Origin of the sequence: Mycobacterium sp. (assembly GCF_035314665.1) — a bacterium.
GTDB lineage: Bacteria > Actinomycetota > Actinomycetes > Mycobacteriales > Mycobacteriaceae > Mycobacterium.
On the sequence record NZ_DATFZD010000326.1, the window covers coordinates 1 to 26,311 of the forward strand.

The following is a 26,311-nucleotide window of genomic DNA, read 5'->3' on the forward strand; positions in this document are numbered from 1 at the left end:
CCTTCGACGCTGCGTGCGATTCGGCGCAGATTCAGCAAGCGCAGGGCATTCTCCTCGGCAAGGTATGACCCGACCCGAATTCGCCCGCCCGCCAACCGATCCGGGTGGTCCCCGACCAGCTGAACCAGCTGCGTCGCCAACCCCTCGTAGAACGACCCGCTGCCGCCGATGCTGACCCGCTCGTTGCCCAGCGTTGCCCTTGCGACCGTCCAGCCGGTGTTGGGCTCGCCAACCACGTCCTCGTCGGGCCCGAACAAGTCGTTGAAGAACACCTCGTTGAAATCCGAGCCACCGGTGATCTGTCGCAGTGGCCGCACCTCGACCTCGGGGGCCTTCATGTCGACGATCACCGTGGTGATGCCGGCGTGCTTGGGCGCCTCCGGGTCGGTACGCACCGTGGCCAGGCCGCGTGCGCAGTAGTGCGCCCCACTGGTCCACACCTTCTGCCCGTTGATCTTCCAGCCGCCGTCCACCCGGGTGGCCCGGGTCTTGATGGACGCCGCGTCCGAGCCGGCGTCCGGCTCGGAGAACAGCTGGCACCAAACCTCGTCTTTGCGGAGTGCTTTCTCGACGAATCGTTCTATCTGCCAAGGTGTTCCGTGTTGGATCAAGGTCAGGATCACCCAGCTGGTGATTCCGTAGTCCGGGCGTTTGATGCCGGCGGCACGGAACTCTTCCTCGATGACCAACTGCTCCACCGCGTCGGCGGCCAGGCCCCACGGCTTGGGCCAGTGCGGCATCACATAGCCGGTCTCGATCAGTTTGTCGCGCTGCGCCTGCTTGTCCAGCGCGGCGATCTCGGCGGCGTCGGCGTGAATCCTGGCGCGCAGCTCTTCGGCCTCTGGCGGCAGGTCGAGGCTGTTCTCCCGAGCGGCACCGGCGGCGGTGCGCTCGAACACGTCGCGGGCCGGCGCGTCACCACCGAACAGCGCCGTGGTCACCAGCGCGCGGCGCAGGTGGAAATGCGCGTCGTGCTCCCAGGTGAAACCGATACCGCCGTGCACCTGGATGTTCAGTTCGGCATTGCGCGCGTACGCCGGGAATGCCAGCGCCGCCGCCGAAGCGGCCGCCAGCCGGAACTGGGCTTCGTCCTCTGATAAGTCCTCCACTGCCGCGCGGGAGGCGTCCCACACCGCCGCGATCGCCGACTCGGCGCCGACCGTCATGTTCGCGCAATGATGCTTGACGGCCTGGAACGTGGCGATGGTGCGGCCGAACTGCTGGCGCACTTTGGCGTAGTCAACGGCGGCGTCGACGCAATCGGCGGCCCCACCGACCGCTTCGGCGGCCAGCAGCGTTCGGGCGCGGGCCAGTGCCGATTCCCGCGCTCCCGGCAGAATGTCGTCGGCGGTGATATGCACGTTCTGCAGTCGGACCCGTCCCGAACGCCGGGTCGGATCCAAATTCTCCGGGACCTCGACCGACACACCGGCGCGGTCGCGTTCCACCACCAGCACGTCGTCACCCGCCGCGATCAACAGCAGGTCGCCCAGGCCCGCACCGAAAACGAGACCGGCCTCGCCGTCGGCCACGCCATCGTTGAGCCCCACCCGGCCGTCCAGGCCGATGCCCGCGACAACGGTTCCGTCGATCAGCCCCGGGAGCAGCCGCGACTTCTGTTCGGCGGTACCGTCTTTGGCGATCACCGCCGACGCGATGACGGTCGGCACGAACGGCCCCGGCGCCACCGCACGACCCAGTTCGTCGATGACGACGACGAGCTCGGGCAGCCCGTAGCCCGAGCCGCCGTGTTCCTCGTCGATGTGCAGGCCGAGCCAGCCCAGTTCGACGATGCCCTGCCAGAACGGAGGTCGGGCCTCCTCCGGCGCGTCGAGCAGCGACCTCGCCGCCGCCCGTGCCTTCTGCGAAGTCAGGAAGCCGCGGGCGACCTCGGCGAGCTCGCGATGGTCATCAGTCAGTGCGATACCCATTCGAGGGCCTTCCTCTTGGACGCCGTAGGCCGGTGGGAAAGAGTGTACTCAAATGCGGCTGCCTCCCAACCGGGTGGTTGGCGCAGACGACGGCTATCGCGTCACTTGGGCGCGAACCGCTGTCCGGCGTCCAGTCGCAGGCACTGGCCGTTCAGCATCGGGTTGTCCACGATGGCGGCGACCAGCTTGGCGTATTCCTCTGGGCGGCCCAGCCGCTTCGGGAACGCCGCGTCTTTGGTCAGAGCCGTGGCGTATTCGTCCGGAATACCCTTGGTCAGCCCGGTCGCGAACAGGCTTGGCGCGATGGCCAACACGCGGATACCCAACGATCCGAGGTCGCGCGCCATGGTCAGGCACATGCCGGCGATGCCGGCTTTGGCGGCGGTGTAGGCGACCTGACCGATCTGGCCCTCGAACGCGGCGATCGACGCGGTGTTGATGATGACGCCGCGCTCCTCGTCCTCCGGCTCGTTCTGGCTCATGTAGCTAGCCGCGAGCCGGCTGATGTTGAACGAGGCGATGAGGTTGAGATCGATCACCGACTGGAAGGACTCGAGATCGTGCGGACCGGACTTCGACATGGTCCGTTTGGCGATGCCACCACCGGCCGTGGTCACCGTGACGTGCAGTCCACCGAGTTTGTCGACCGCGGTCTTCAGGGTCTCCTCGGTACCGGTGAAGTCGGTGACGTCTACCGGGTAGAAGTCGCCACCGATGCCGGCCGCGACGTCCTTGCCGTCCGAACCCTCGCGGTCCAGCACCGCGACGCTCGCCCCGCGGGCGGCCAACAGCTCGGCGCTGGCGCGGCCCATACCGGATGCGCCGCCGATGACAACCACCTTCTTGCCGTTGATCTCCATTCAAACCTCCGTGTTTGATCGCCGATCCGATTACCCGGCGTTGCCCTGCACGTTATCGCGGCCGCGCGTGACGTTGTCGGCCAGGCGTGTAAAGGTGGGCTGTGCTGCTGATCGACGTGGCGAGGGCCTCGGCCGAGGTGGGCGGCTCCGCTTCGCGGCTGGCCAAGATCGCGCGGATCGCCGACCTGCTAAGCCGGGCCAAGTCCGATCCCGCGCTGGTCGCGATCATCGTGTCGTGGCTTTCCGGGGAGCTGCCGCAACGCCAGATCGGTGTTGGCTGGGCGGCTTTACGGTCGTTGCCACCCGCCGCGGCGCAGCCCAGATTGACCGTCGTCGGCGTCGACGCCACCTTCTCGACGATCGGCGCCGTCTCGGGCAAGGGCTCGCAAGCGCGGCGCGCCGAGCTGGTTGCCGGATTGTTCGCGGCCGCAATAGAAGTCGAGCAGACGTTTCTGCGGCGGCTGCTGACCGGTGAGCTACGCCAGGGCGCGCTGGCCGGCGTGATGGCCGACGCGGTCGCCGCCGCCGCGCAGATCCCCGCCGCCGTCGTACGGCGTGCGGCGATGCTGGGCGGAGACCTGCCCGCGGTCGCCGCCGCGGGCCTGACCGGTGGGACGGTGGCGCTGGACGCGTTCACCCTGCGCGTCGGCCGACCGGTCGGCCCGATGCTGGCGCAGACCGCGGCAAGCGTGACCGAAGCGCTCGAAAAGCTGAACGGCACAGCGGCTTTCGAGGCAAAGCTGGACGGCGCCCGGGTGCAGGTGCACCGGGCGGGCGACCAGGTGACGGTGTACACCCGAAGCCTCGACGACGTCACCGCCCGGGTGCCCGAGGTGGTCGAGGCGACGCTGGCATTGCCTGTGACCGACTTGATCGCCGACGGGGAGGCGATCGCGTTACGCCCGGACGGCCGGCCGCAGCCCTTCCAGGTCACCGGGTCACGGTTCGGCCGATCCGTCGATGTCCCGGCCGCCCGCGCGACCCAGCCGCTGTCGGTGTTCTTCTTCGACATCCTGCACTGCGACGGCGTCGACCTCCTCGACGCGGCGACCAGCGAGCGGATGGCGGTGCTCGACCGGATCGCGTCCAAGCAGAACCGGGTCGATCGGCTGGTCACCTCGGATCCGGGCGTCGCCGCGGACTTCCTGCAGGCGACGCTGGACGCGGGGCACGAGGGTGTGATGGCCAAGTCGTTGACCGCCCGCTACGAGGCGGGCCGTCGCGGGGCCGGCTGGCTCAAGGTCAAACCCGTGCACACCCTGGACCTGGTGGTCCTGGCCGTCGAGTGGGGCTCGGGCCGGCGCCGCGGGAAGCTGTCCAATATCCACCTGGGCGCCCGCGACCCGGCCACCGGCGGCTTCATCATGTTGGGCAAAACTTTCAAAGGAATGACCGACGCGATGCTGGACTGGCAGACCGCGCGATTCACCGAACTGGCCGTCGGTCCGACCGACGCTTCCTATGTTGTGCAGCTCCGACCCGAGCAGGTGGTTGAGGTGGCGTTCGACGGCGTGCAGCAGTCCTCGCGCTACCCCGGGGGCCTAGCGCTGCGCTTCGCCCGGGTGCTGCGCTACCGCGACGACAAGGGCCCCGACCAGGCCGACAGCATCGACACCGTGCGTGCCCTGCACCAAAGCTGAACTAGTGGTTGCGCGATTGTGAACGTCACGACGTGGCACGCGGATTGGATGCGTCGGCACATCCACAGGCGCGTAGGGTCCCGGCCGTGGAAGGGCACAACGGGCACGTCAGCTACGTCCACACCGATGACGACCTGCCGCCGGTCGCGGTCATCGACCGCTCGCCGATCCGCACCAGGCACAAGATCATCTTCGCGGTGATCGCTCTGCTCGGTGCGGTCGCCTGGGCGGTCATCGCCTTCGTCCGCGGCGAGACGGTCAACGCGGTCTGGTTTGTCGTCGCGGCGATCTGCACTTACGTCATCGGGTACCGGTTCTACGCGCGGCTGATCGAGACAAAAATCGTCCAGCCGCGCGACGACCAGGCCACCCCGGCGGAGATCTTCGAAAACGGCACTGACTATGTGCCCACCGACCGGCGGGTGCTCTTCGGTCATCACTTCGCCGCCATCGCTGGGGCAGGCCCGTTGGTCGGCCCGGTACTGGCCACCCAGATGGGCTACCTGCCCAGCGCGATCTGGATCGTGTTCGGTGCGGTGCTCGGTGGCTGTGTGCAGGACTACTTGGTGTTGTGGATCTCCACCCGGCGACGCGGCCGTACCCTCGGCCAGATCGCCCGGGACGAGCTGGGCGCCGTCGGCGGGGCGGCCGCTCTCGTCGGAGTCTTCATCATCATGGTGATCATCATCGCGGTGCTGGCGCTGGTGGTGGTGCGGGCGCTGCAGCAAAGCCCGTGGGGTGTGTTCTCGATCGCGATGACGATCCCGATCGCCATCTTCATGGGCTGCTATCTGCGCTTTATCCGCCCCGGACGGATATCCGAGGTGTCGCTGATCGGATGCGTGCTGCTGCTCCTCGCGGTGGCCGGCGGAAACTGGGTTTCCGAAACCCGTTGGGGCGCAGCGTGGTTCAACCTGTCGCCGGTTACCTTGTCGTGGCTCGTCATCGTCTACGGGTTCGTGGCGTCGGTGCTGCCGGTGTGGTTGCTGCTTGCACCGCGCGACTACCTGTCGACGTTCATGAAGGTCGGCACCATCATCCTGCTCGCCGTCGGCATCCTGATCGCCCACCCAAGCATGCAGGCGCCGGCGATTTCGAGCTTCGCCCACCGCGGCAACGGCCCGGTGTTCGCCGGCTCGCTGTTCCCGTTCCTGTTCATCACCATCGCGTGCGGCGCGCTGTCCGGATTCCATGCGTTGATCTCATCCGGGACCACACCGAAGCTGCTCGAAAAGGAAAGCCAGATGCGGCTGATCGGCTACGGCGGCATGCTCACCGAATCGTTCGTTGCTGTCATGGCATTGATCACCGCGTCGATCCTCAACCAGCACCTGTACTTCGCCCTCAACGCGCCGGCCGCCCAGACCGGCCCGACGGCCGCCACGGCCGCGCACTACGTCAACGGCTTGGGCTTGTCGGGTGCGCCGGTCACCGACGAACAGATCCGCGCCGCCGCCGCCGGCGTCGGCGAGCACTCGATCGTGTCACGCACCGGCGGCGCCCCAACGCTGGCGTTCGGGATGTCGCAGGTGCTCCACCAAGTGTTCGGCGGGACGGGCCTCAAGGCATTCTGGTACCACTTCGCGATCATGTTCGAGGCCTTGTTCATCCTCACCACCGTCGATGCCGGCACCCGGGTCGCGCGTTTCATGCTCTCCGACGGGCTGGGCAATCTGGGCGGTCCGCTGGCCAAACTCCGCAACCCGAGCTGGCGGCCGGGCGCGTGGGGCTGCAGCCTGGCTGTCGCCGCGGCGTGGGGCAGCATGCTGCTGATCGGCACGACCGACCCGCTCGGCGGCATCAACTCGCTGTTCCCGCTGTTCGGTATCGCCAACCAGCTGCTGGCCGGAATGGCACTGACGGTGATCACCGTCGTCGTCATCAAAAAGGGTCTGCTGAAATGGGCGTGGATACCGGGCATTCCGCTGGTATGGGGGCTCGCCGTCACGTTGACGGCGTCGTGGCAGAAGATCTTTTCGTCAGATCCCAACCTGGGCTACTGGACTCAGCATTCCCGCTACGCCGCTGCCAAGGCGGCGGGTAAGACAGCGTTCGGCTCGGCGAAGACGCCCGACCAGCTGAACGACGTCATCAGAAACACCTTTATCCAGGGCACGCTGTCGATCATCTTTGCCACCGTCGTGATCATCGTGCTTGCTGCCGCGATTATCGTGACGCTCAAGACAATTCGCGGCCACGGCTCACCGCTGACCGAAGACGACCCAGTGCCGTCAAGGATGTTCGCGCCCTCCGGCATGATCCCGACTGTGGCCGAGCGGGAGGTGCAACGGCAATGGGACGCGCTGCCCGTGACTCCGTCGGGGTAAGCCGGTTGCGCCGCATCGCCCGCGCAATCTCCTGGTACTGGGGCACCGTGATGGGCGACACCCACTACCGCCGCTACCTCGACTACCGCCGACGCACGCACCCGGGCGAACCGGTGCTGTCCGAACGGGACTACTGGCGGGAGCGATACCGCGCCGAGCCCGGCGCGCGGTGCTGCTGACACCCCTGCCGACAAAAAAGTGCCCTCGACGTGCGATGACAGCGCGCGTCTTTGCGAAGGTTAAACCTCGGCGAACGAAGGTTACGGCAAGATGTACGGGGGAATGCATCTTGTCGTCGACGGGAGTCCGCTTTGGTGTCAGTCACGACCGGCCGAAAAGTTCAGGTGTTGGCGCGCGAACGGCAGCCAGCACCGCTTCGGCGGCCGCATCGTGCTCCGGTGCCGGTCGGGGCCGCCGAACGGGCTTACGCTGCGACAACGCGGCAGTATCGGCTGACGCTGACCCGGCGGGCGGCGATCACCGTTTGGGTCCTTGTCGTGGCCTACCGAACCCTGACCGACGGGCTCGCATTCAACCGCGAACTGCTGCTGGTCTACATCGCCACCGGGCTCATTGCCGCCAGCATCGGTTGGGGCCACAAGGTGTTCGCCGTCGTGTGCGACTGGCTCCCGTTCGCGCTTGTGTTGCTGGTGTACGACCTCAGCCGAGGGGCGGCAACGCTGATCGGAGCGCCTACCCTTTGGCATTTCCAGGCTCAGGCAGACCGATGGTTGTTCTTCGGCACTGTCCCGACCGTGTGGTTGCAGGAGCGCATCAAGATGCCGCAACCGCCGTGGTGGGAGGTGATCATCAGCGGCATCTACATGTCGTTTTTCGTCCTGCCCTACGTCGTCGCCGGAGTGCTCTGGCTGCACAACCGCAGCGACTGGGCGGCGTTTGTCCGGCGGTTCGTCCTGCTGTCGTTCGCCGCGCTGGTCGTCTACGTTGTCCTGCCCGCCGCGCCGCCGTGGGCAGCCGCTCGCTGCACCCCCGCCAACGTCGCCGGCGGGCCGTCCAACCCACGCTGCATGTTCAGAAGCGCCGCAGGTGTCCCGCACGGCGGGCTGCTGGGCAGCATGCACAGAAGCCAGCCGGGTGCACACCACTTCATCGAGCGCATCTCCACGCGCGGCTGGGGAACGCTGCACCTGCAGTCGGCCGGAGCACTGGTCAACTCCGGACAGGCCAGCGTAAATCTGGTCGCAGCGATTCCCTCCCTGCATGCCGCTTTGACCGCGATGATCTCGGTCTTCCTATGGCGCCGGGTCAGGGCGGGGTGGCGTCCGCTGCTGGTGGCTTACCCGCTGGCGATGGCCTTCGTGCTGGTGTACTCCGCCGAGCACTACGTGGTCGACATCCTGCTGGGCTGGGCACTCGCCGCGATGGTGCCACTGGTGCTCGCTCTGTTTGACAGGTGGTGGTCCAGGCGTACCGAAGTCAGCGGTCGCTGCTTCCGCTAAGCCAGCGGGCGATCTTGGCGGCGGCCTCGCCATAGAAGACGCGGTAGACGCGGTCGGCGACATAGCCGATGTGCGGGGTGGCGACCACGGTGTCCAGCGAACGCAGCGGGTGCGCGATCGGCAACGGCTCGGTGTCGAACACGTCCAGACCTGCGCCGCCAAGCCGGCCCGACCGCAGCGCGTCGATGAGAGCTGTCTCGTCGACGATCGGGCCGCGGGATGTGTTGACTAGCAACGCCGTCGGTTTCATCAGTCCCAATTCTGCCGCGCCGACCAGACCGCGGGTGCGCTCGCTGAGCACCAGATGGATGGTCAGGACGTCGGCTCGGCTGAACAACTCGTCTTTCGACACATAAGTCGCCCCGGATTGTTCGGCGGCCTCCGGAGTCAAGTTGGTGCTCCACGCGATGACGTCCATGCCGAACGCCGTCCCGACCCGCGCCACCCGGCTGCCGATTCGCCCGAGGCCCAGCACTCCCAGCACCGAGCCACCCAGCTGATGCCCCACCGTCGTCTGCCATCCACCGTCGCGCACCGATAGGGATTCGTCGACGATCCGGCGGGCGGTGGCAAGGATCAGCGCCCAGGTCAGTTCGACCGTCGACTCGACGTAGCCGCCGGTTGTGCTGACGTAGATGCCGCGTTCCTTGGCGGCCGCGACGTCGATGGAAGCGTTGAACGGCCCGGTCGAGGCGATCATCTTCAGCCGTGGCAGTTGCTCGATCACGTTACGCGGCAACGGTGTTCGCTCGCGCATCACGCACACGACGTCGAACGGCGCCAGCCGCTGCACGACGGCGTCCTGATCGGCGAGGTGATCGGTGAAGACGGAGATGTCTGCGTGCGCCGCCACTTCCGACCAGTCGGCCATGCTCAACGCGACATTCTGGTAGTCGTCGAGGATCGCGATCCGCATCGTGTCAATGTCCCACATCTGGTTTGACCGGCTCTCGGGCCGGGTAGTCACCACCGCGCGAAGCAGAAACAAAAACATGAAGAGGGAGTTGGAACGCATGGGAACCCACGACAAGGTGAGCAACAAAATCGACGACGCCGCAGGCAAGGCCAAAGAGGCCGTCGGCAAAGCCACCGGTGACGACCACACCAAGACCGAGGGAAAGCTTGACCAGGCGAAGTCCAGCCTGAAGGACGCGGGCGAGAAGGTCAAGGACGCCTTCAAGAAGTAAGCCACAACAAGCCAGCACAGAGGACGGCCACCGGTGGGCGGAGCCCCGGTGGCCTTCCGCTGTCTAGACCGTGCGTGCAATCGGCGGCAATGGGTAACCGATCCGAATGATCGGAACAATTGTCGGTGCGATCTTTGTCGGGCTCATTGTCGGTGCGCTGGCCCGGCTGATTCTGCCCGGCCGACAGAACATCGGCGTCATCATGACGATCCTGCTCGGCGCGATCGGGTCGTTCATCGGATCGTGGGTCACCTACCGGCTGATATCCACGGCCAATCAAGGCAAATTCGAACTCACCGCCTTTCTCGTCGGCATTATCGCCGCGGTCGTTCTCATCGCGATTTACGTGGGCATCACCGGCCGGCGCGGCACTACAACCCGGTGATACTCCAATGCTCGCCCGAGGCGTTACTTTCGGCGGGTTTGTTGGCCCCGAAGATGAACGGCGCGAACACGACTTCGCGGCCGTCCGGATCGCGGTAGGTAACCGCTCCGGTCGCCGCCCAATACGGATGGGACTCGACGGGTGGTATGCCCGCGTCGGAAAGCCTTGCCGCCGCTTGCTGTTGTGCCGTCGCATCGGGGAAGTACAGGCACAGTTGTTCGTGGGCGTCGACAGCGACGGGCTCATCGGCCTTGACGATCTCGAACGTCAACGCGGATCCGGGCAGCCCGAATATTGCGCCGGTGCTGCCATAGCTATCCCCGAACGTGGCACACAGCGGCAGTCCGACGACGTCGCGGTAAAACTGCACGGTTGACTCGAAATGTGCCGAGCGGCGAGCGAATCGGATCGCACCGATCAAGGCCAAATCTTCAGGCCAGCCGGTCGCCGATCCGGCGGGCGGTTGTTGTGTCATGGCGCTGACGCTATGACCTCAACCGAACTTGAGGTCAAGCGCAATCAACTTCGACCCAAAGGAAGGCTCGGCGGATTATGCCTGAAATAGATTTGGAAACCCTTTCGAGGCCCGAACACGGATACACCGTCGACGATGAGGACGACGACGATCCGGTCCTGCTCGATCAGGACGGCAACCACATCGAGACCTGGCGTGAGCGATACCCATGTGACCACCGAATGGCGCACGACGAATACGAACGGTTGAAGCCAAAGCTGCGCCGTCAGCCCGACCTCATCGGGTCGGCACTGGAGGAGATGCTGCGTTACGACAGCCCGTCGACCTCGGTGGTCTGGCGTTTTCCCACCGAGGATGTCGAGATCGCCGGTGTGGCGATCCCTTCGGGTGACCCTGTGCTACCGCTTATTTCGGCGGCCAACCGCGACCCGGCGGTCTTCGCCGACCCGGACGGGTTCGAGATCGCGCGCACCGATCTCGATCACGTCTCATTCGGCTACGGTCCGCATTTCTGCGTGGGCGCGGCGCTGGGCCGGCTGGAGGCCGGCATCGCCCTTCCCGCGCTGCTGGCACGCTTTCCCGCTCTGTCACTGGGTGTCCCCCGCGACGAGTTGCGGTTCAGGAGCGCGTTCATGACGCGAGGGCTGCCGCGGCTGCCGGTGCGATGGTGAGGGCCGCGCCCTCTTTGTTATTGCGCCGCCGGCGGGCATCCTTGGCGGTATGCATCTGATCAATGGAGTCCGTGACCCCGCGACAAGTTTTCCACTCGACACTGCCTTCGACGATGCGGGCGAACGTCGGCAGGCCAACCGCGCCGTCGCGGTCAGCGCCGTCGGGCTGGCACTGACCGGACTCGTCGAGCTGGCGATCGCGCTGGTATCGGGGTCGGTAGCGCTGCTGGGCGATGCGCTGCACAACTTGTCGGATGTCTCGACCAGCGCCCTGGTGTTCGTCGGATTCCGGGCGTCGCGCCGGCTGCCCACCGAGCGTTATCCCTACGGCTACGAACGCGCCGAAGACCTCGCCGGAATCGGTGTGGCACTGGTGATTTGGGGCAGCGCTCTGGTCGCGGGTTTTGAAAGCGTCAACAAGCTGCTTCGGCACGGCGGTACGACTCACGTGGGCTGGGGCATCGCCGCCGCGGCGGTGGGCATCGCAGGCAATCAGCTCGTCGCGCGCTACAAACTGACGGTGGGCCGACGGATCCGCTCGGCGACTATGGTGGCCGACGCCAAGCACTCGTGGCTGGATGCGTTGTCGTCGGCCGGGGCGATGCTCGGGCTGATCGGCGTGGCGCTTGGCTGGGCCTGGGCTGACGCGGTCGCGGGCATCGTCGTCACCGGATTCATCTGCCACGTCGGCTGGGAGGTGACCGCTGATATCGGTCACCGGCTGCTCGACGGCGTCGACCCGGAGATCATCACGACCGCCGAAACCACCGCCAGCGCGGTGCCCGGTGTCCAGCATGCGCATGCTCGGGCCCGCTGGACCGGGCGGACCCTGCGCGTCGAGGTGGAAGGTTTCCTCGACCCCGAGATTCGGCTCGCCGCGGCCGATCAGATCGGTCGCGCCGTAGCGTCCGCGCTGACGGCAAAGATTCCCGATATGCACAGCTTCACCTGGACGGCGCGCGCCGCCTGACGGCCGCGTCGATCAGGATCTCCGCCGCGGATCGCGCATGAAGTAGCGGAGCGGTGTCGTTGAGTGAGGTGGCCAGCGCCGTGGCGCCCTCGAACAGCACTGCCATGTGATGGCCCAACTGGTACGGGTCTTTCGCGTCGGCTTCCGCCGCCACCTCGGTGAGCCGGGTAATGAATTGCAGCTTGTGTTCGTGAACCACCTCGTGAACACCGGGCATGTGGTCAGCCGCCTCGACGGCCGCGTTGTGGAAAGGGCAGCCACGGAAACGATTGGTTGGCGGGCTGTCGAAGATCGCTAAGAGGCGGTTGCGCGGGCTTGCCCCGACCCTGTCGAGGGCCTTCTCGTTGGGCATCCCTCCGGTGTCGTGGATGCGGCGCAGGTACTCCTGCACCAGCTGCGTCTTGCTCGGGAAGTGCTGGTACATCGTGCGCTTTGACGCGTGTGCCTCTTCTGCGATGCGTTCCACCCCCGTCGCGTGAATGCCTTCGCAGTAGAAAAGCGATCCGGCGACGGACAGGATCCGTTCTCGCGCGTTGGCGCTGCTCACCGCCGGAATGGTCTGCTGATCGTCCATAATGCCGCCAGTATACCGATCAGTTTTATTACTACTAAATATTCGCTTTTCCAGCTTTTCTCGGAATACCGATCAGTTTCCCTGCGTTGCCCGGGAGGTCAGCACTGAACACCTGCGACCGCGAAGGGCGACAACGATGACCACCACGAACGACTTATTTCTGATCACCGGGGCTACCGGCAAGACCGGAGCCCACACCGTCCGCCTGTTGCGTGAACATGGGCGTAGCGTCCGCGCATTGGCGCACACCCTGGACGACCGCGCCGAGCGGCTAGCCGAACAGGGCGCCGAAGTCGTTCAGGGCGATCTGCTGGATTTTCCATCCGTTAGCGCCGCAATGGCCGGGGTGACCGCGGCCTACTTCAACTACCCGATCACCCCGGGGTTGATTGAGGCCACAGCAAACTTCGCGCAGGCGGCCAGTGAGGCCGGTGTGCACGCGGTCGTCAACATGTCGCAAATCTCGGCGCGCCGCGAAGCCAAAAGCAATGCCGCCCGGCAACATTGGATCGCCGAGCGGCTACTGGATCGCACGGCGCTTGTCACCACACATCTGCGACCCACCTTCTTCATGGAATGGCTGAACGCGTTCTGGGTCCGCGACGGCGACGAAGGCCTCTATCGGCTGCCCCTCGCCGATGTCCGCCACGCCCCCATCGCCGCGGCGGATCAAGCCAAAGTCATTGCGGCGATTCTGCAAAACCCCGATCCGCACGACCGTCAGATCTATCCGCTGTTCGGTGCCGACGAGCTCGATTGGCACTCCATCGCCGCGAAAATTGGCGACGTGCTGGGCATTTCGGTCCGCTACCAGCCGATCGAGATCCCGACGTTCGCTGCGGGACTGACGGCCGCGGGCGGGGCTCCCCACATCGTGCAGCACCTCAGCAACGTGACACAGGACTACCGCGACGGCGTCTTCTCCGGCATGAACAACCTCGTCGAGGTGATCGGCGGATCCAAGCCAATGACCGTTGAAGAGCACGTCGCCGCCACCCGGGCCACGTTCGACACCGACGGGCCCTACGGGATCACTGACGCGCGACTATCCGCTGCGTAACACAATTTTGGTCAGCTGCTAGGAACCTCTATCGGCCGGCCAGCGGGGTCGCCGTGGATGGTCCATGATCCAGCGGAGCGGAAGCTTGCCGCGGTGGCGTACGTGTCTTCCATGAATTGAAGGTAGGTAATCAAACCGCCGGAGACGCGGACGAGAATCGCGAACGGTGACGTTACTACCTTGTCGAGGGTGTGTGAGCGGTACCGGAAGGTGCCGAATACCGCTGCTCGGTCGTCGTCGCCGACTATGTCTGTCGCCTCGAAGAGTTCATTGGCCCACCAGGTGAACATCATGCCGAGCGCATCGGTGAACGACGAGGGACCGTGGTGGGTGCCCGTCCACGGCAGGATCTGCTTGAGCTCGGGGTTGTCTTGGTTTAGCGAGACGTAGACGGCGTCGGCGGCGACGAGGCGCCGAACGACCTCGGGATTGCCGAGATTCTGCAGCAGTTCGGTCACCGTGTCGACCGCGCTTCCCGCCATGTTGACTCCTTGTCGTTCGGCCTGCGGGCGGCATCGAGCGCAGTGTACGTGATATTTCATGCGCCTGCTCATAGTGGATCAGCAGTAAAGTTGTTCGGCCTAGCCCCAATATCGACAGTCATAAAGCAGGGAACAATCGACATGTCATTCACATGGATTATTGTGACCGTACGCGACAGACTCGTCAGGAGGCACGTCATCGTCGACACCATCGCTGAGCTCTACACCGTGCTGACTGATCCGCCGCGTTGAACGAACATAACGGCTAGGCGTCACCGATGCCGCTGCGGATGGATCCTGAGGTTTTCGCCAGGTTGCGCAGATCGGGCCCAATCGGAGAGCCGGGCCCGCCTGTCGGCGATGTCGAAAGTCGCCGCAAGAACCTCACCGCGGGAATGGCTGCAGTCGCGGCGTCGCGCCAGCCCATGTCGGGAATCGATCGCACCGACGTCGTGATCGCGGCGGGCGACGGCGCCGAGTTAAGGGTGTCTTGGTACACGAACACGACGGTCGATCCGCCTGGAAGCGCGGTTCTGTACTTGCACGGTGGCGGCTTCATCGTGCCGCTATTACCCATTTACGACGACATGATGCGCGAGTACACCAAACGCAGCGGTGTGCCAATGCTGTTGGTCGACTACCGGGTCGCGCCCGAGCACCCTCATCCCACTCCCGTTGACGACTGCTACGCAGCGCTGTGCTGGCTCGCCAACAGCGCCAGCGAACTCGACGTGGACCCGAAACGTATTGCGGTGATGGGGGAAAGCGCCGGCGGTGGACTCGCGGCCGGCGTTGCGTTGATGGCCCGTGATCGAGGCGGTCCCGCCCTGGCGCAGCAGTTGCTGATTTATGCGATGCTCGACGACCGAACCGTCGGGCCCGATCCGCAGTTGCCGCCGGAATATCTCGTCTTCGGCTACGACGACAATCAGACCGGCTGGGGCGCGCTGCTCGGTGCGGCGTGGCGCGGCGACGACGTGTCCCCGTACGCGGCGCCCGCGCGAGCGACCGATCTTTCCGGCCTTCCTGAGACCTACGTCGATGTCGGCGATCTCGACATCTTGCGCGACGAGAACATCGAGTACGCACGCCGACTCATGGCCGCTGGGATTCCCACCGAACTGCACGTCGTTCCGGGCCTCCCCCATGGCTTCGAAATGGCCGCCCCGGATGCGGCAGCGACCCAACGCGTCATGGCACATCGCCTACGCCGACTGAAACGCCTCTAGTCCTGACATCGTGGTTTGGGAATAACTTGATATGTCATGTAATTGAATGTTACGGTTCGATTCGCACAGGCTGCGGATCCCGTCGGCGCGCGATAACGGCGTCGACGCCGGCAATCGCTGCGGAAGGCACCGACGATGAACACGACGACGGGCGATCGCTATCGCCTGGCCGACAAAACGGTGTCGCGCGCGGGGTACGCAGCGATGCAATTGGCCGGCGACGGCGTCTACGGTCCGCCCCGAGATCTTCAAGAAGCGCTCGCGGTCTTGCGTGCCGCCATCGACGCCGGTGTCGATCACATCGACACTGCCCAGTTTTACGGGCCCGGCGTGGTCAACTCGTTGATCCGCGAAGCACTCTTCCCCTACCCCGACGGGTTGGCCCTGGTCAGCAAGGTTGCTGCGCGACGCAACAATTCCGGCGGTGTCCTGCCGTACGACGACCCCGATCAGCTCCGCGCCGGCATCGAGGAAAACCTTGCGACGCTCGATGTCGAGCAGCTCACCGCGGTGAACCTGCGCGTGTTGGACAAGGAGGTGCCCAACCCAAAGGTTCGTCGAGCAGCTGGGCGCATTGGTGACCGCGCGGGACGAAGGTCTGATCGCAGGTGTAGGGGTCAGCAACGTCACTCACCGGCAGTTGCTGATGGCGCTCGAAGTCACCGACATCGTCTGCGTACAGAACGCGTACAACCTCGCGGATCGGTCTTCGGCGCCAGTGCTCAAGGAGTGCACCGCCCGGGGCATCCCGTTCGTCCCGTTCTGTCCATTGGGCTGGCCCAAGGAACAACATCACGCCATTCGGACTAATCCAGTGGTCAACCGCGTGGCTGCCGACCACGGTGCGACGCCGGCCCAGCTCGCTCTCGCCTGGCTGCTGGCGATCGCTGACAACGTGCTGCTGATCCCCGGGACGCGTACTCGCGGCCACCTCACCGAAAACCTTGCCGCTGGTGCGTTGTCGTTGGGCGACGACGACGTCGCCAGTCTCAACACAGCATTCGGCGAACTGGAATCGGTTCAGCATCAACAGAACTGAGTATCACCATCTGTCAAGGAGGGCAATATGAATCAAGCGCTGTGGATAGTCGCGATTGTTTTGGCGGCGAGCTTCGCGGGCAGCGGGCTGATGAAGCTACTCGTTCCCAAGGACAAGCTCGTCAGCTCTGGTCAAGGTTGGGCGGCCGACTACACGCCGACCAACATTCGATTGATCGGAGTCATTGAGCTGCTCGGCGCGGCGGGGCTGATCGTGCCTGCGATCACTCACATCGCCCCAATTCTTGTCCCGTTGGCCGCGGTCGGCTTGGCCTTCGTGATGTTGGGCGCGGCAAGCGTTCATGCGCGCCGCAAGGAAGCGATGAATATCGGAGTCAATGCCGTACTTCTGGCGCTGGCCGTGTTCGTTGCATGGGGCAGGTTCGGACCGTACCCGTTTGCCTGACGTTCCGGGAAAGTTGTAGCCATGACGATGCCGGCAGTGGTACTGACCGCTGAACGAAAAATCGCCCTCGAAGAACGTCCACGGCCAGCACTGCGACCCGACCAGGTCATCGTCGAAGTGGAGCTGTGCGGCATCTGCGGAAGCGATTTGCACGCAGCACAACTGCCGCAGGTCTACCTCGGCGACTGCATCATGGGACACGAATCGACCGGGCGGATTGTCGCCGTCGGCACCGACGTGGCGAATTGGAGCATCGGTCAACGAGTCGCGGTCAACCCTAACGGAAACGTCTGCGGGGTCTGCGAATTCTGCAGATCGGGGCGGCCCAACTTCTGTCGTCAGGCCACCCTCGAAACGGCACTGGGTCTGCAAGCCAACGGCGCACTCGCGCCGCTGATGGCAGCATTTCCGTCCCACCTGCGGGCCATCCCACCAGAAATGTCCGCACGGGACGCGGCCTGGGTCGAACCCGCCGCGACCGCCCTGCGCGCCGTGGAGCAGGCCGGCGATCTGCGGGGACGGACCGTGCTGGTAACCGGCGGCGGCCCCATCGGCCAGCTCGCGTGCAGACTGGCGTATCTCAAAGCCCCGCGACGTGTTCTGCTTATGGAGCCCGCCGCCGATCGGGCGGCGTTCGCGCCCAAATCGCACGCCACAGTGATCACCGCCGAGGAGGCTGCCGACGCCAACGTGACCGTCGATGTGGCGATCGAATGCTCGGGCAATCAGTCGGCTACGGCGTCCGCGATGAGTCTGCTCGCACCGCGCGGCACCCTCGTCGTGGTCGGCTCGGGCGCGGGAACCGGACTGGACGCGGCAACCATACTGCTCAAAGAGATTGCGGTGCGCGGGTCCTACACCTACACAGACGAATTCGACCGCGCGATCGACCTGCTCGCGACCGGCCTGCTCGTAGTGGACGACCTGACCAGCGTCGTCACACCACTGCCCGACACTCTGGCTGCCTTCGAGGAATTGCGGGCCGGCCGAATCATGAAGGCTTTGATCGCACCGAACTGAAAGCAGGACATGACCGACAAACCAGGCACACACCTCGACTTGGTGCGCACGTTGATCCGCGCCGTCGACGCCGCAGACCACAACGCCATCGCCACACTCACGGCGGCGGACGTGCACTTCCGTTTCGGAAACTCCGCGCCGACCGACACCCAATCCGAACTGCTTGCAGCAGCCCAGTCTTTTCGCGATGCGATCGCCGATCTGCGCCACACCATCCTCGACCTGTGGGAGGTCGACGACGGCATGGTGGTCGCGCTCATGGAGGTGTATTACCGGCGACTTGACGGCCGCGAGCTGAATTTGCCCTGCTGCAACGTCTTTGGAGTACACAATGGAGTCGTCAACGATTACCGCATCTATATGGACGTCAACCCGGTACTCGCGCCCTAACGGCCCGCTCGCCTACAGCGGCGCGGGGGGCAGCGAAGCATTGAGGTTCAGGCTCGCCTGGATGTGTTCCAGCGCCGCGGTAAACGGAGCGACAAGTTCGTCGGGCAACGGTTCGAAAAACAATCTCTTGACCAGCATCGCGTGACCGGGTGCCGCGTCGACCATGGCATTCATGCCTTTCTTGGTCAACACCGCATCAGTCGCCCTCCCGTCTTCGGTGGACTGCACACGCTTGGTTAGCCCACGGTCGCTCAATCGCCGCAGGTGGTGAGAGAGCCGGCTACGTTCCCAGCCGATCAAGGTAGCGAGATCGGTGACCTGTAGCTTGTGTTCGGGCGCATTGCTCAAAGCGTTGAGTACGTGATAATCGGATAACGACAGACCGCTATCACGCTGCAACTGGCGGTTGATCTCATAGTTCATCCGCAACTGGACGCGCATATAGGCAACCCAGGCGCGGAGCTGTGACGCGGACAGCCACGGGCTGTCGGCAGCCGGTGAGCGGCGAGGACGTGGCATTTCACGATCTTTCTGCTGGACTTTTCACGCTTAGTATCCGACAAGTACGCGCTGCAGGCCCAGCGTTATTCGGGATTCGCTGAGTATGCGCGCAAGACCTCGCGGACCATCCCGGTTGTCGCACTCACGCCTACCGGTGCGGCGAAGCCGCGCGCATGAAGTTGCCTATTTCACTGTCGTGTTGGTCCCGGTGACCGCAGTCAAGACTTGGCCGACTTCCTCGGCAGGATCGTTCATCACCGTGTAGTCGGTCTCGTCACGGATCTCTGCGAAGTGGTCGGCTACTTCCTCGATGGACAGGTCTCGGTTGAAATATCCCTTGGTTCTGCCGATGAAGAACCGCGAAACCTGACCTCCCCCCGCCGTGTAGATCTCGCCAGAAACCGGGCAGTTCTCGTGTGCGAGGAAGGCGACTACCGGTGACACCAACGCGGGGGCAAGCGTATCGGTGAACATCTTGGTCAGCTGTTCCTTTACCTCTTCAGCCTGCGGACCAAACTGGTCATCAGCTTCTGGCCCTTCCAGCGAATGAGCAAGCATCCGGGTGTAGGCGATTGGACTCACGGCGTTGGCCTTGATGTTGTGCGCCGCTCCTTCGGCTGCGATGACTCGAGTGAAGCCAATCAAGCCGGTTTTCGCTGCGGCGTAATTGCTTTTGTGCGGAGAGCCCAGGATTCCCGACGCCGAGCAGGTGCTGACCACCCGGCCGTAAACCTGCTCGCGCATGATCACGAATGCCGGCCTGGTCACGTTGAATGCTCCCTTGAGATGAACGTCGAGAACAGGATCCAGCAGATCCATCGTCATCGCGTCAAAAGTCTGATCGCGCAGGATTCCCGCGTTGTTCACGACGATATCGAGCCGCCCGAAGTTATCCATCGCGGTCTTGATGATGGCCGCGCCACCCTCGGGGGTCGCGACGCTGTTGACGTCAGCGACGGCCTCACCGCCGTTGGCTCTGATCTCACTGACCAACTGCTGAGCTGGACCATCGTCCGAACCCTCGCCGGTCACCGAACCTCCGATGTCGTTGACCACCACGCGCGCTCCACGCGAGGCCAGCAGCAGCGCGTGAGACTTGCCCAGTCCCCCGCCGGCGCCGGTGACAACCGCAACTCTGTCGTCAAACCTCAGGTCGGTCATGGCAATAACCTGCTCTTTCTAGGGGAAGCCCGCCGCGTACGAACGGAGGGAGCGAGTCGAGGATGTTTTCGTCGAAGCCTCCGTGCTCGTCGAGATAATCGACGAGCAAACCGATTCTGGCCGGGGCCACCTCGCTCATAAGTGGTCGATCAGTCCGGACGGCGTGCCTAACATGACAACAGCGCGCACGTCCGTACCTCTCTCGATACGAGCAAGATCCTTTAGATAGTGACGACTATCTTAAAAGCAGTCAACAGTCGAAGTTTGGGGGCCCTTGTGAAGGCAGCGCTCCTAGCAGTTGGCAAGACCGCCCCTACGCTCGAACACACCCCAGACACACCAACCATCTACCGCAGGGACGGGTGTATCGGGCCTGTCTCATTAACGGTGGATTCACCGGCTCTCGAACGCGATAGCGAAGGCGTTCAAAGTTGTTGCTACCGCATGGCCCATCGTGCCGAGCCGGTCTGAATACCGTTGCAGCTCAGAATCTGTCGAAGATGCTGTTGACAATGTCGTCACCGATGCCGATGCCCGCGCCGGTGACGATCGCCTGGCCAAACCGCCCGCCAAGGAACCGCTGCAACCCCCCGCCAGCTGGCGCGGGCTGCTGGTACTGCGGTTGGTATTGGGGTTGGTACTGAGGTTCGTATTGCGGCGGTTGGGCGTACTGGGCGGTCGGCGGGTAGTACGGCGGTGCGGACGGCTCGGTGGCAGCGACGTGGTTGTCAACCAGCGCGTGAATCGCCTGCAGAAGTTCCGTGGTCGTGCTTTGCTCGTCGCGGATCGCTAACGCCGATCTCCTTGAGGTCCAATGCCCATTCGCGGGCATTTGGGTCGCCCGCAGCGGATGCGGTGGACAATTTGCCGGCGAGCGTTTGGATCAACGTTCCGGTTTGTTGCGCCTGCTGCTGCAGAGCACTGAATTGGCGGTCCACGGTCTCGGTGTCCACTGGTCGCGCTCCCTAGCTAGGTGTCCGAACTGACTCCTACCATCACAGCCGACCTTGCTGAGACCCGGCTGAACGATTTCTATGATTCGTTTGGGCCAGCCAGACTTCACCCCGACGAGGACTCAGATCGTCGACACCATTCCTCCGTCGCACCTGATCGCTGTGCCAGTGATATACGACGCCTGCGCGCTGCAGAGAAAGGCGGCGACGGCGCCAAATTCCTCGGGCTGGCCGTAGCGGCCCATGGGTATCTGGCGAAACACTTCTTGCTCGGCCTCGGCGACCGAGACGCCAGAGGCCTTCGCGACGGCTTTGTCGACTTGTTGAGTTCGCGGTGTCGAGACACGGCCCGGTAGAAGCGAATTGACCGTAATGCCCAGCGGGGCAACCTCTCCAGCGAGGGTCTTCAAATATCCCGATAGCGCAGCGCGGCCCAAGTTGGACAATGCGAGATTGGGTATTGGCTCCACGACGCTGGTGGAGCTGATGCTAAGGATGCGTCCCCATCGCTTCGCCGACATGCCAGGAAGGGCCAATCTCACCAACTCCAGCTGCGGCATAAGCAATGTCGCTGTTGCCGAATCGGCGGCACCAGCCTCAATGTCAACCGCACGCCCCGGCGGCGGACCCGGCCCGTTGAGAACCAAGATGTCGATATCGCCGACTTTGTCAGTCGCAGCGTGGAACAGTTTCCCAGCACCACCCTCGCCGGCAAGGTCACATCCGACCGCAACCGCCCCGGGCAATCCGACGGCCACGTCCTCCGCCCGGGCGGCCGACCGGCCGTTAATGACGACAGTCGCGCCTTCCTCAGCAAGCGCCTGCGCGGTTGCCAGCCCCAAACCCGATGTCGATGCGCAGATCAACGCCGTGCGGTGATCCAAGCCTAAATCCATTGAGCTGCCTTTCAGCACAGTCCGTTTGAGAGTACTCAGCGGCAGGCTTCAGCGGTTGGGGTTGGCCAGGTGTTGGTCAGTTGCCAAGGCGTTCGCAGTAAAACTTCAACGTCTTTGACCGACGTGCTCCCCGCCTCCCGATAGATTGCTTGGATGACAAACATCCTGCTCGTCGGGGCCGTCATTGCCTCCGTCGCGATAACCCTCTGGCTCGTCCAGCGAGGTGGTCGCAACCGCTGACGTTTGCCGACGAAGGAACCTCGAAAAGCCGTTGGCGATGCCGAGGGCAGCCCCAGCGAATCCAAATCCGCCGCTGCCAGACCCGCCCGATTCGCCGTGATCTTCCGCCCACACGGCCCGCGAAGTAGCGTACCGGCATGAGAGTCCTGCTCGTCGAGGACGAACCACGATTGTCGGCGACCCTGTCAAGAGGTTTGAAGGCCGAGGGCTTCGTCGTCGTCTCCGTCGACACGGGCGTCGAGGGCCTGCGCGAGGCAATCGACAATAGCTTCGACGTCGTGGTGCTCGACATCATGCTCCCCGGCCACAGCGGATATGAGGTGCTGCGTCGAATGCGGGCGCAGGAAGTGTGGACACCGGTGCTCATGCTGACTGCAAAAGATGGCGAGTACGACCAGACCGATGCGTTCGATCTTGGGGCGGATGACTATCTGACGAAACCGTTTTCGTTCAGGGTGCTCGTAGCGCGCCTGCGCGCGTTGGTGCGTCGCGGTGCGCCCGAGCGGCCTACGGTATTGACCGCTGGTTCGCTGTCACTGGATCCTGCTCGGCACACGGTCCAACGCGATTCGACCCCAATCACGCTGACTCCCCGTGAGTATGGGCTGCTTGAGTTTCTGATGCGCAACAAGGACACGGTGGTGACGAAAGCCGAGATATTGCGCAATGTGTGGGATGCGCACTATCAGGGCCCTGACAATGTTGTTGAGGTCTATATGGGATATGTACGCCGCAAGATCGACGTCCCCTTCGGTACCAACACCATTGAGACGATCCGAGGCGTCGGCTACCGGTTGGTTTGTTGAGGCAACGTCACGATTACGCAGGTTCCGCCGCCCGGGCGGTCGTCGATACTGACCGTGCCGCCGTGCGCGGCCACGACCTCGGCGACGATCGCCAAGCCCAGGCCGGTCCCTCCGCCACTGCGGGCACGGTCTGAGTCTAGGCGGACAAACCGTTCGAAGACTCGGGCTCGGTCGGCCGGGGCGATGCCTCCGCCGTCATCACTGACGGTGAGTACGACGCTGCTGTCTTGGCTGCCAACATGGATGTCGACACGCGATTTCGCATGGCGCACAGCGTTATCCACGAGATTGCGAACCACCCGCGAGACCGCTGCCCGGTCGCCGATCAAACGCGCCGCAGAGATTGCGGTGTGGATAGTGCAGCCGTCGCGCCGAACCCGAGCGGCCTCCAGTTTGGCGAGCTCATCAAGCGGTACCTTCTCCTTACGCACCATCAGGTTTCGTTCATCGGCGCGGGCCAGCAAGAGCAGATCCTCGATCAGCACCCGCATGCGGTGCGCCTCGGGAAGCAGGGTGTCGATGGCCAATTCTGCATCGAGTAGTTCCGGATGCGCCTCGGCGACTTCCAAGCCGGAGATGATAGTGGCCAGCGGACTACGCAGTTCGTGAGAGGCGTCGCTGAGGAACTGCTGTTGCGCTCGGTGGCCGGCTTCCAGGCGCGCCAGCATTTCGTTCATGGTGACTGCCAGGGCTGAGATTTCGTCACGACTCGTTGGCACGGGTACCCGTTCAGCCAAATCGGAGGTTGAGATTTCAGCCACCCTGCTGCGAATCGCGTCCACCGATTGCAGTGACCGGCGAACGAGCCGGTAGCTGGCGGCTGCTGCCACCCCGCTGATGATCGGCGCGCCGCCAGCCACAAGCAGCGCGACAATCCGCACAGTCGCCTCGACCGCCTCGCTACCGCCGCCGACGAGCACCGTGTACTCACCGGATGCAGTGTTGACCCGCTGACCGCTCACCCGCATGTCGTCGTCGGGCACCGCATCGTCTGACATGCCGCGGCGCAAGTTGAAGTTGAACTCCGTGATAGGTACCAGAGGTTTCGCAGGCGCCGACCCGGCCCGCTTGACCACCTTGCCGTCCGGGGCAATCAGTTGGACCGCGACCACGCGCTGGGTGGTGGTGAGAAGCACGCTGTCGAGATGGTCGGGCGAATCCGAATGCAGGGCGTCAACAATGGCGCGAACTCTGCCCGCGGTGGCGTCGTCGACACCCGCTAACAACGACCGATACAAGACCAGGTCAAAGGCCGCGCCCGCGAAGGCAAGGACGACCAGCACGACCACCGCCGAGATTGCGGCTGAGCGAGCAGGGATACCCAAACTGGGCAGGCGCAGCAGGCGAACAAGCTCACTTCGCCGCGGCGGCCGGGAAGACACCGACATAGTCTGATTCTGCAGGGCTAATAGCCGGCTGAGAACAGCGAAATCACCCTCCCTTTGGTGCCGGACACCCAGCTCAATGCCTTCCTCAGCGGCTTCTCAGCGGCCTTCTCATACCGTGGCGCTCCCATGTTGATGGCGATCGCAAGGGAGGGATGGGGGATGCTGAGCCACCACATCGATGCGGCCCGCCAGTCCGTGGCGCGCCGACCGACCTCTGATTTTCACGGCACCGGACGGCTCGCCGAGTCCGGGGCCAGTGTTCTAAGCAAGCCACGGTTGCGCGGATGGATCCACCTTTATTGCGCCTATGTGGCGCTGGTAGCCGGTTCGGCGTTGGTCGCGGTGTCGTGGGCCGTGGTATCGACCCGGGCTGGGCACGCAACGTTGGCCTACACGCTGGCAATCGTGGCGATGTTTGCCGTAAGCGCGACGTATCACCGTGTCAGTTGGGGTTCGACGGCTGCCAGGAGCCGGATGAGGCGGCTGGACCACTCGATGATCTTTGTGTTCATCGCTGGCACCTATACGCCGTTCGCCAGGCTGGACATGCCACCGTCGACTGGGCATCAGGTATTAGCGATCGTGTGGGGCGGGGCGCTGGCCGGAGTTGGTTTGACGGTGTTCTGGCCCGGCGCTCCGCGCTGGCTGGGCGTGGCGCTCTATTTGCTGCTGGGGTGGGTAGCGGTTTCGTACGCAGGGACGATCCTGCATAACGCTGGCGTGGCCGCGGCGGTACTGCTCGCGATCGGCGGCGCCCTTTACAGCCTTGGCGCGGTGTTTTACGCACTACGCTGGCCCGACCCGTGGCCCGCGACCTTCGGCTATCACGAGATATTTCACGCGTGTACCGCAGTCGCGGCGGTTTGCCACTTCGTGGCGGTCTGCCTCACGGTGTTCTAAGACATGCAGCTTCCCAACGGCTTCTCAGCGGCATGCTCGTAGGCTGGCGCTCCCGTGTCGTGGGAGTTCGTTGATGAAGGTCGCATCCGTAGTCGCTCGCCAAGTGCTGGACTGCAAGGCCCGTCCGTTGGTGGAGGTTGAAATCACCACTGACACAGGCCATGTCGGCCGTGGCGCATCGCCGACCGGCAGTTCGGTCGGCGCGCACGAGGCGTTCGTCCTGCGCGATGGAGACCGGTCCGAATACAACGGGCTGAGCGTGCACCGCGCCGTCTCGGCCGTGACCGACGAAATCGCTCCCGTTCTTGTCGGCGCCGAACTCGACGACCCGCGGTCCCTGGACCGGGTCATGATCGAGCTCGACGGCACGCCGGACAAGCACCGGCTTGGCGGAAACGCCATCTACTCCACATCGATCGCGCTACTGCGCGCGGCGTCGGCGGCGGCGGGCATTCCGACGTCCACCTATGTCGGTGGGCTGCTGGGAATGAAACCGCCGACCACCGTGCCGGCGCCCAGCTTCAACATGATCAACGGCGGCCGCCACGGAGGTGTCTTCCAGACGTTCAACGAGTTCCTCGTCGTGCCTTACCGCGCCGACTCCATCGAGTCGGCGGTCGAAAAAGGTGTGACTCTGTTCGGGGTGCTGGGAGAGGTGCTTGCGCGACGGCTTGGCCGCCCGCCGCTGATCGCCGCGTCGTACGGGTACGTCGCTCCGTCCAGCGACCCGCGTGTCGTCATGGAGGTGCTGTCCGAGGCCGTCGAGCGCGCCGGCTGTGCCGACATCATGGCGTTCGCACTGGACTGTGCGTCAAGCGAGGTGTACGACAAGAGCACGCAGACCTACGCGTTCAACGGCGAGCGGGTGACCGCCGAGGCCCTGATCGATTACGCACGCACGCTGTCGGAGGACTTCCCGATGGTGTTCATCGAGGACCTGCTCGACGCGGATGACTGGGACGGGTTCACAAAAGCGACGCAGACCATCGATCGGTCCATCATCCTCGGCGACGACCTGATCGTCACCAACCGCGAACGCCTGCAACGGGCCGTGAAGACTTCGGCCGTCGACGGCTTCATCCTGAAACCCAATCAGGTAGGGACCATCGCCCAAGCACTGGACTGCTTCGAATACGCCTCGCAGAACGCTATTCTGGCGATCCCGTCGGGCCGGTCCGGCGGTGTCATCGACGATGTTGTGATGGACCTAGCGGTGGGACTAGGCGCGCCGTTCCAGAAGAACGGCGCGCCGCGGTCGGGCGAGCGCATCGAGAAACTCAACTTTCTGTTGCGCGCGGCCGAACGCATCCCCAATTGCGCGCTCGCAGACGTGCCGGCACTGGTGCGGTTCTGAGCGACGC

At 64.4% G+C, this 26,311-nt stretch carries 27 protein-coding genes and 1 pseudogene; 17 read left to right on the forward strand and 11 right to left on the reverse strand.

Going from position 1 to position 26,311, the window contains the following annotated elements; translation table 11 throughout:
* On the reverse strand, positions 1-1,931 hold a 1,931-nt coding region (locus VKI00_RS22385), incomplete at its 3' end, for an acyl-CoA dehydrogenase (protein ID WP_324441349.1).
* A 101-nt stretch (positions 1,932-2,032) separates the two neighbouring features.
* Positions 2,033-2,791: an SDR family NAD(P)-dependent oxidoreductase gene (locus VKI00_RS22390; protein ID WP_324441351.1), complete on the reverse strand. Its 759-nt coding sequence runs from the start codon at positions 2,789-2,791 to the stop codon at positions 2,033-2,035.
* A 101-nt stretch (positions 2,792-2,892) separates the two neighbouring features.
* Between VKI00_RS22390 and VKI00_RS22395 the strand changes: the two genes are divergently transcribed.
* The 4 genes from VKI00_RS22395 (at position 2,893) to VKI00_RS22410 (ending at position 8,218) form a co-directional block, all read left to right on the forward strand.
* Positions 2,893-4,431 (forward strand): ATP-dependent DNA ligase, encoded by a 1,539-nt coding sequence (locus VKI00_RS22395; RefSeq protein WP_324441353.1) that lies wholly within the window; start codon positions 2,893-2,895, stop codon positions 4,429-4,431.
* 86 nt (positions 4,432-4,517) lie between these two features.
* Positions 4,518-6,758, forward strand: a complete 2,241-nt coding sequence (locus tag VKI00_RS22400) for a carbon starvation CstA family protein (protein ID WP_414687262.1) — start codon at positions 4,518-4,520, stop codon at positions 6,756-6,758.
* Positions 6,725-6,937, forward strand: coding sequence for a YbdD/YjiX family protein (locus VKI00_RS22405; protein WP_324441355.1), 213 nt, complete (start codon positions 6,725-6,727; stop codon positions 6,935-6,937). Before VKI00_RS22400 ends, VKI00_RS22405 begins: the two co-directional genes overlap by 34 nt.
* Positions 6,938-7,156: 219 nt before the next feature.
* Positions 7,157-8,218 (forward strand): phosphatase PAP2 family protein, encoded by a 1,062-nt coding sequence (locus VKI00_RS22410; RefSeq protein ID WP_324441357.1) that lies wholly within the window; start codon positions 7,157-7,159, stop codon positions 8,216-8,218.
* Here the strand turns inward: VKI00_RS22410 and VKI00_RS22415 are convergent.
* Entirely contained in the window at positions 8,196-9,134 is a 939-nt protein-coding gene (locus tag VKI00_RS22415) for a D-2-hydroxyacid dehydrogenase family protein (RefSeq protein ID WP_414687264.1), read from the reverse strand. The genes VKI00_RS22410 and VKI00_RS22415 overlap by 23 nt on opposite strands.
* A 97-nt stretch (positions 9,135-9,231) precedes the next feature.
* Between VKI00_RS22415 and VKI00_RS22420 the strand changes: the two genes are divergently transcribed.
* A complete protein-coding gene (locus VKI00_RS22420) occupies positions 9,232-9,405 on the forward strand; it encodes a CsbD family protein (protein ID WP_324441361.1) in 174 nt (57 codons plus the stop codon).
* A 106-nt stretch (positions 9,406-9,511) separates the two neighbouring features.
* On the forward strand, positions 9,512-9,790 hold the full coding sequence (locus VKI00_RS22425; RefSeq protein ID WP_324441363.1) for a GlsB/YeaQ/YmgE family stress response membrane protein: 279 nt from the start codon (positions 9,512-9,514) through the stop codon (positions 9,788-9,790).
* Here VKI00_RS22425 and VKI00_RS22430 read toward each other — a convergent pair.
* The gene (locus VKI00_RS22430) at positions 9,777-10,265 is read right to left on the reverse strand and encodes a VOC family protein (RefSeq protein ID WP_324441365.1); all 489 of its coding nucleotides are present in this window, start codon (positions 10,263-10,265) and stop codon (positions 9,777-9,779) included. The two genes, VKI00_RS22425 and VKI00_RS22430, sit on opposite strands and share 14 nt — an antisense overlap.
* 77 nt (positions 10,266-10,342) lie before the next feature.
* Here VKI00_RS22430 and VKI00_RS22435 point away from each other — a divergent pair, with 77 nt between their 5' ends.
* Complete coding sequence (locus VKI00_RS22435) at positions 10,343-10,936, forward strand: cytochrome P450 (RefSeq protein ID WP_324441367.1); 594 nt, start codon at positions 10,343-10,345, stop codon at positions 10,934-10,936.
* 49 nt (positions 10,937-10,985) lie between these two features.
* On the forward strand, positions 10,986-11,906 hold the full coding sequence (locus tag VKI00_RS22440) for a cation diffusion facilitator family transporter (protein ID WP_324441369.1): 921 nt from the start codon (positions 10,986-10,988) through the stop codon (positions 11,904-11,906).
* Here the strand turns inward: VKI00_RS22440 and VKI00_RS22445 are convergent.
* On the reverse strand, positions 11,881-12,480 hold the full coding sequence (locus tag VKI00_RS22445) for a helix-turn-helix domain-containing protein (protein WP_324441371.1): 600 nt from the start codon (positions 12,478-12,480) through the stop codon (positions 11,881-11,883). The genes VKI00_RS22440 and VKI00_RS22445 overlap by 26 nt on opposite strands.
* A 136-nt stretch (positions 12,481-12,616) precedes the next feature.
* On the opposite strand from VKI00_RS22445, the gene VKI00_RS22450 reads away from it, so the two are divergent.
* On the forward strand, positions 12,617-13,540 hold the full coding sequence (locus tag VKI00_RS22450; RefSeq protein WP_324441373.1) for an NmrA family NAD(P)-binding protein: 924 nt from the start codon (positions 12,617-12,619) through the stop codon (positions 13,538-13,540).
* 11 nt (positions 13,541-13,551) lie between these two features.
* On the opposite strand, the gene VKI00_RS22455 is transcribed toward VKI00_RS22450, so the two are convergent.
* Positions 13,552-14,022, reverse strand: coding sequence for a nuclear transport factor 2 family protein (locus tag VKI00_RS22455; protein WP_324441375.1), 471 nt, complete (start codon positions 14,020-14,022; stop codon positions 13,552-13,554).
* 278 nt (positions 14,023-14,300) lie between these two features.
* Between VKI00_RS22455 and VKI00_RS22460 the strand changes: the two genes are divergently transcribed.
* From VKI00_RS22460 to VKI00_RS22480, 5 genes and pseudogenes are all read left to right on the forward strand, one after another.
* Positions 14,301-15,251, forward strand: coding sequence for an alpha/beta hydrolase (locus VKI00_RS22460; protein WP_324441377.1), 951 nt, complete (start codon positions 14,301-14,303; stop codon positions 15,249-15,251).
* Positions 15,252-15,386: 135 nt separating this feature from the next.
* A pseudogene (locus VKI00_RS22465) lies at positions 15,387-16,290 on the forward strand (oxidoreductase).
* 27 nt (positions 16,291-16,317) lie between these two features.
* A complete protein-coding gene (locus VKI00_RS22470; RefSeq protein ID WP_324441380.1) occupies positions 16,318-16,695 on the forward strand; it encodes a DoxX family protein in 378 nt (125 codons plus the stop codon).
* Positions 16,696-16,716: 21 nt separating this feature from the next.
* Positions 16,717-17,715 (forward strand): zinc-dependent alcohol dehydrogenase, encoded by a 999-nt coding sequence (locus VKI00_RS22475; protein WP_324441382.1) that lies wholly within the window; start codon positions 16,717-16,719, stop codon positions 17,713-17,715.
* Between the two features lie 9 nt (positions 17,716-17,724).
* Positions 17,725-18,105: a nuclear transport factor 2 family protein gene (locus VKI00_RS22480; protein WP_324441384.1), complete on the forward strand. Its 381-nt coding sequence runs from the start codon at positions 17,725-17,727 to the stop codon at positions 18,103-18,105.
* Between the two features lie 12 nt (positions 18,106-18,117).
* On the opposite strand, the gene VKI00_RS22485 is transcribed toward VKI00_RS22480, so the two are convergent.
* The 4 genes from VKI00_RS22485 to VKI00_RS22500 form a co-directional block, all read right to left on the reverse strand.
* Positions 18,118-18,546, reverse strand: a complete 429-nt coding sequence (locus tag VKI00_RS22485) for a MarR family winged helix-turn-helix transcriptional regulator (RefSeq protein WP_324441386.1) — start codon at positions 18,544-18,546, stop codon at positions 18,118-18,120.
* A gap of 243 nt (positions 18,547-18,789) precedes the next feature.
* Positions 18,790-19,767, reverse strand: a complete 978-nt coding sequence (locus VKI00_RS22490; protein ID WP_324441388.1) for an SDR family NAD(P)-dependent oxidoreductase — start codon at positions 19,765-19,767, stop codon at positions 18,790-18,792.
* A gap of 484 nt (positions 19,768-20,251) precedes the next feature.
* On the reverse strand, positions 20,252-20,599 hold the full coding sequence (locus VKI00_RS22495) for a hypothetical protein (protein ID WP_324441390.1): 348 nt from the start codon (positions 20,597-20,599) through the stop codon (positions 20,252-20,254).
* Between the two features lie 243 nt (positions 20,600-20,842).
* Complete coding sequence (locus VKI00_RS22500; RefSeq protein ID WP_324441392.1) at positions 20,843-21,616, reverse strand: SDR family oxidoreductase; 774 nt, start codon at positions 21,614-21,616, stop codon at positions 20,843-20,845.
* A gap of 377 nt (positions 21,617-21,993) precedes the next feature.
* On the opposite strand from VKI00_RS22500, the gene VKI00_RS22505 reads away from it, so the two are divergent.
* Positions 21,994-22,662 (forward strand): response regulator transcription factor, encoded by a 669-nt coding sequence (locus VKI00_RS22505; protein WP_324441394.1) that lies wholly within the window; start codon positions 21,994-21,996, stop codon positions 22,660-22,662.
* On the opposite strand, the gene VKI00_RS22510 is transcribed toward VKI00_RS22505, so the two are convergent.
* Positions 22,644-24,050: a HAMP domain-containing sensor histidine kinase gene (locus VKI00_RS22510; RefSeq protein ID WP_324441396.1), complete on the reverse strand. Its 1,407-nt coding sequence runs from the start codon at positions 24,048-24,050 to the stop codon at positions 22,644-22,646. The two genes, VKI00_RS22505 and VKI00_RS22510, sit on opposite strands and share 19 nt — an antisense overlap.
* A gap of 162 nt (positions 24,051-24,212) precedes the next feature.
* Here VKI00_RS22510 and trhA point away from each other — a divergent pair, with 162 nt between their 5' ends.
* Both trhA and eno read left to right on the forward strand, forming a co-directional pair.
* Positions 24,213-24,950: a PAQR family membrane homeostasis protein TrhA gene (gene trhA, locus VKI00_RS22515; protein ID WP_414687265.1), complete on the forward strand. Its 738-nt coding sequence runs from the start codon at positions 24,213-24,215 to the stop codon at positions 24,948-24,950.
* Positions 24,951-25,020: 70 nt separating this feature from the next.
* Complete coding sequence (eno, locus tag VKI00_RS22520) at positions 25,021-26,304, forward strand: phosphopyruvate hydratase (RefSeq protein WP_324441400.1); 1,284 nt, start codon at positions 25,021-25,023, stop codon at positions 26,302-26,304.
* The last annotated feature ends 7 nt before the right edge of the window (positions 26,305-26,311 follow it).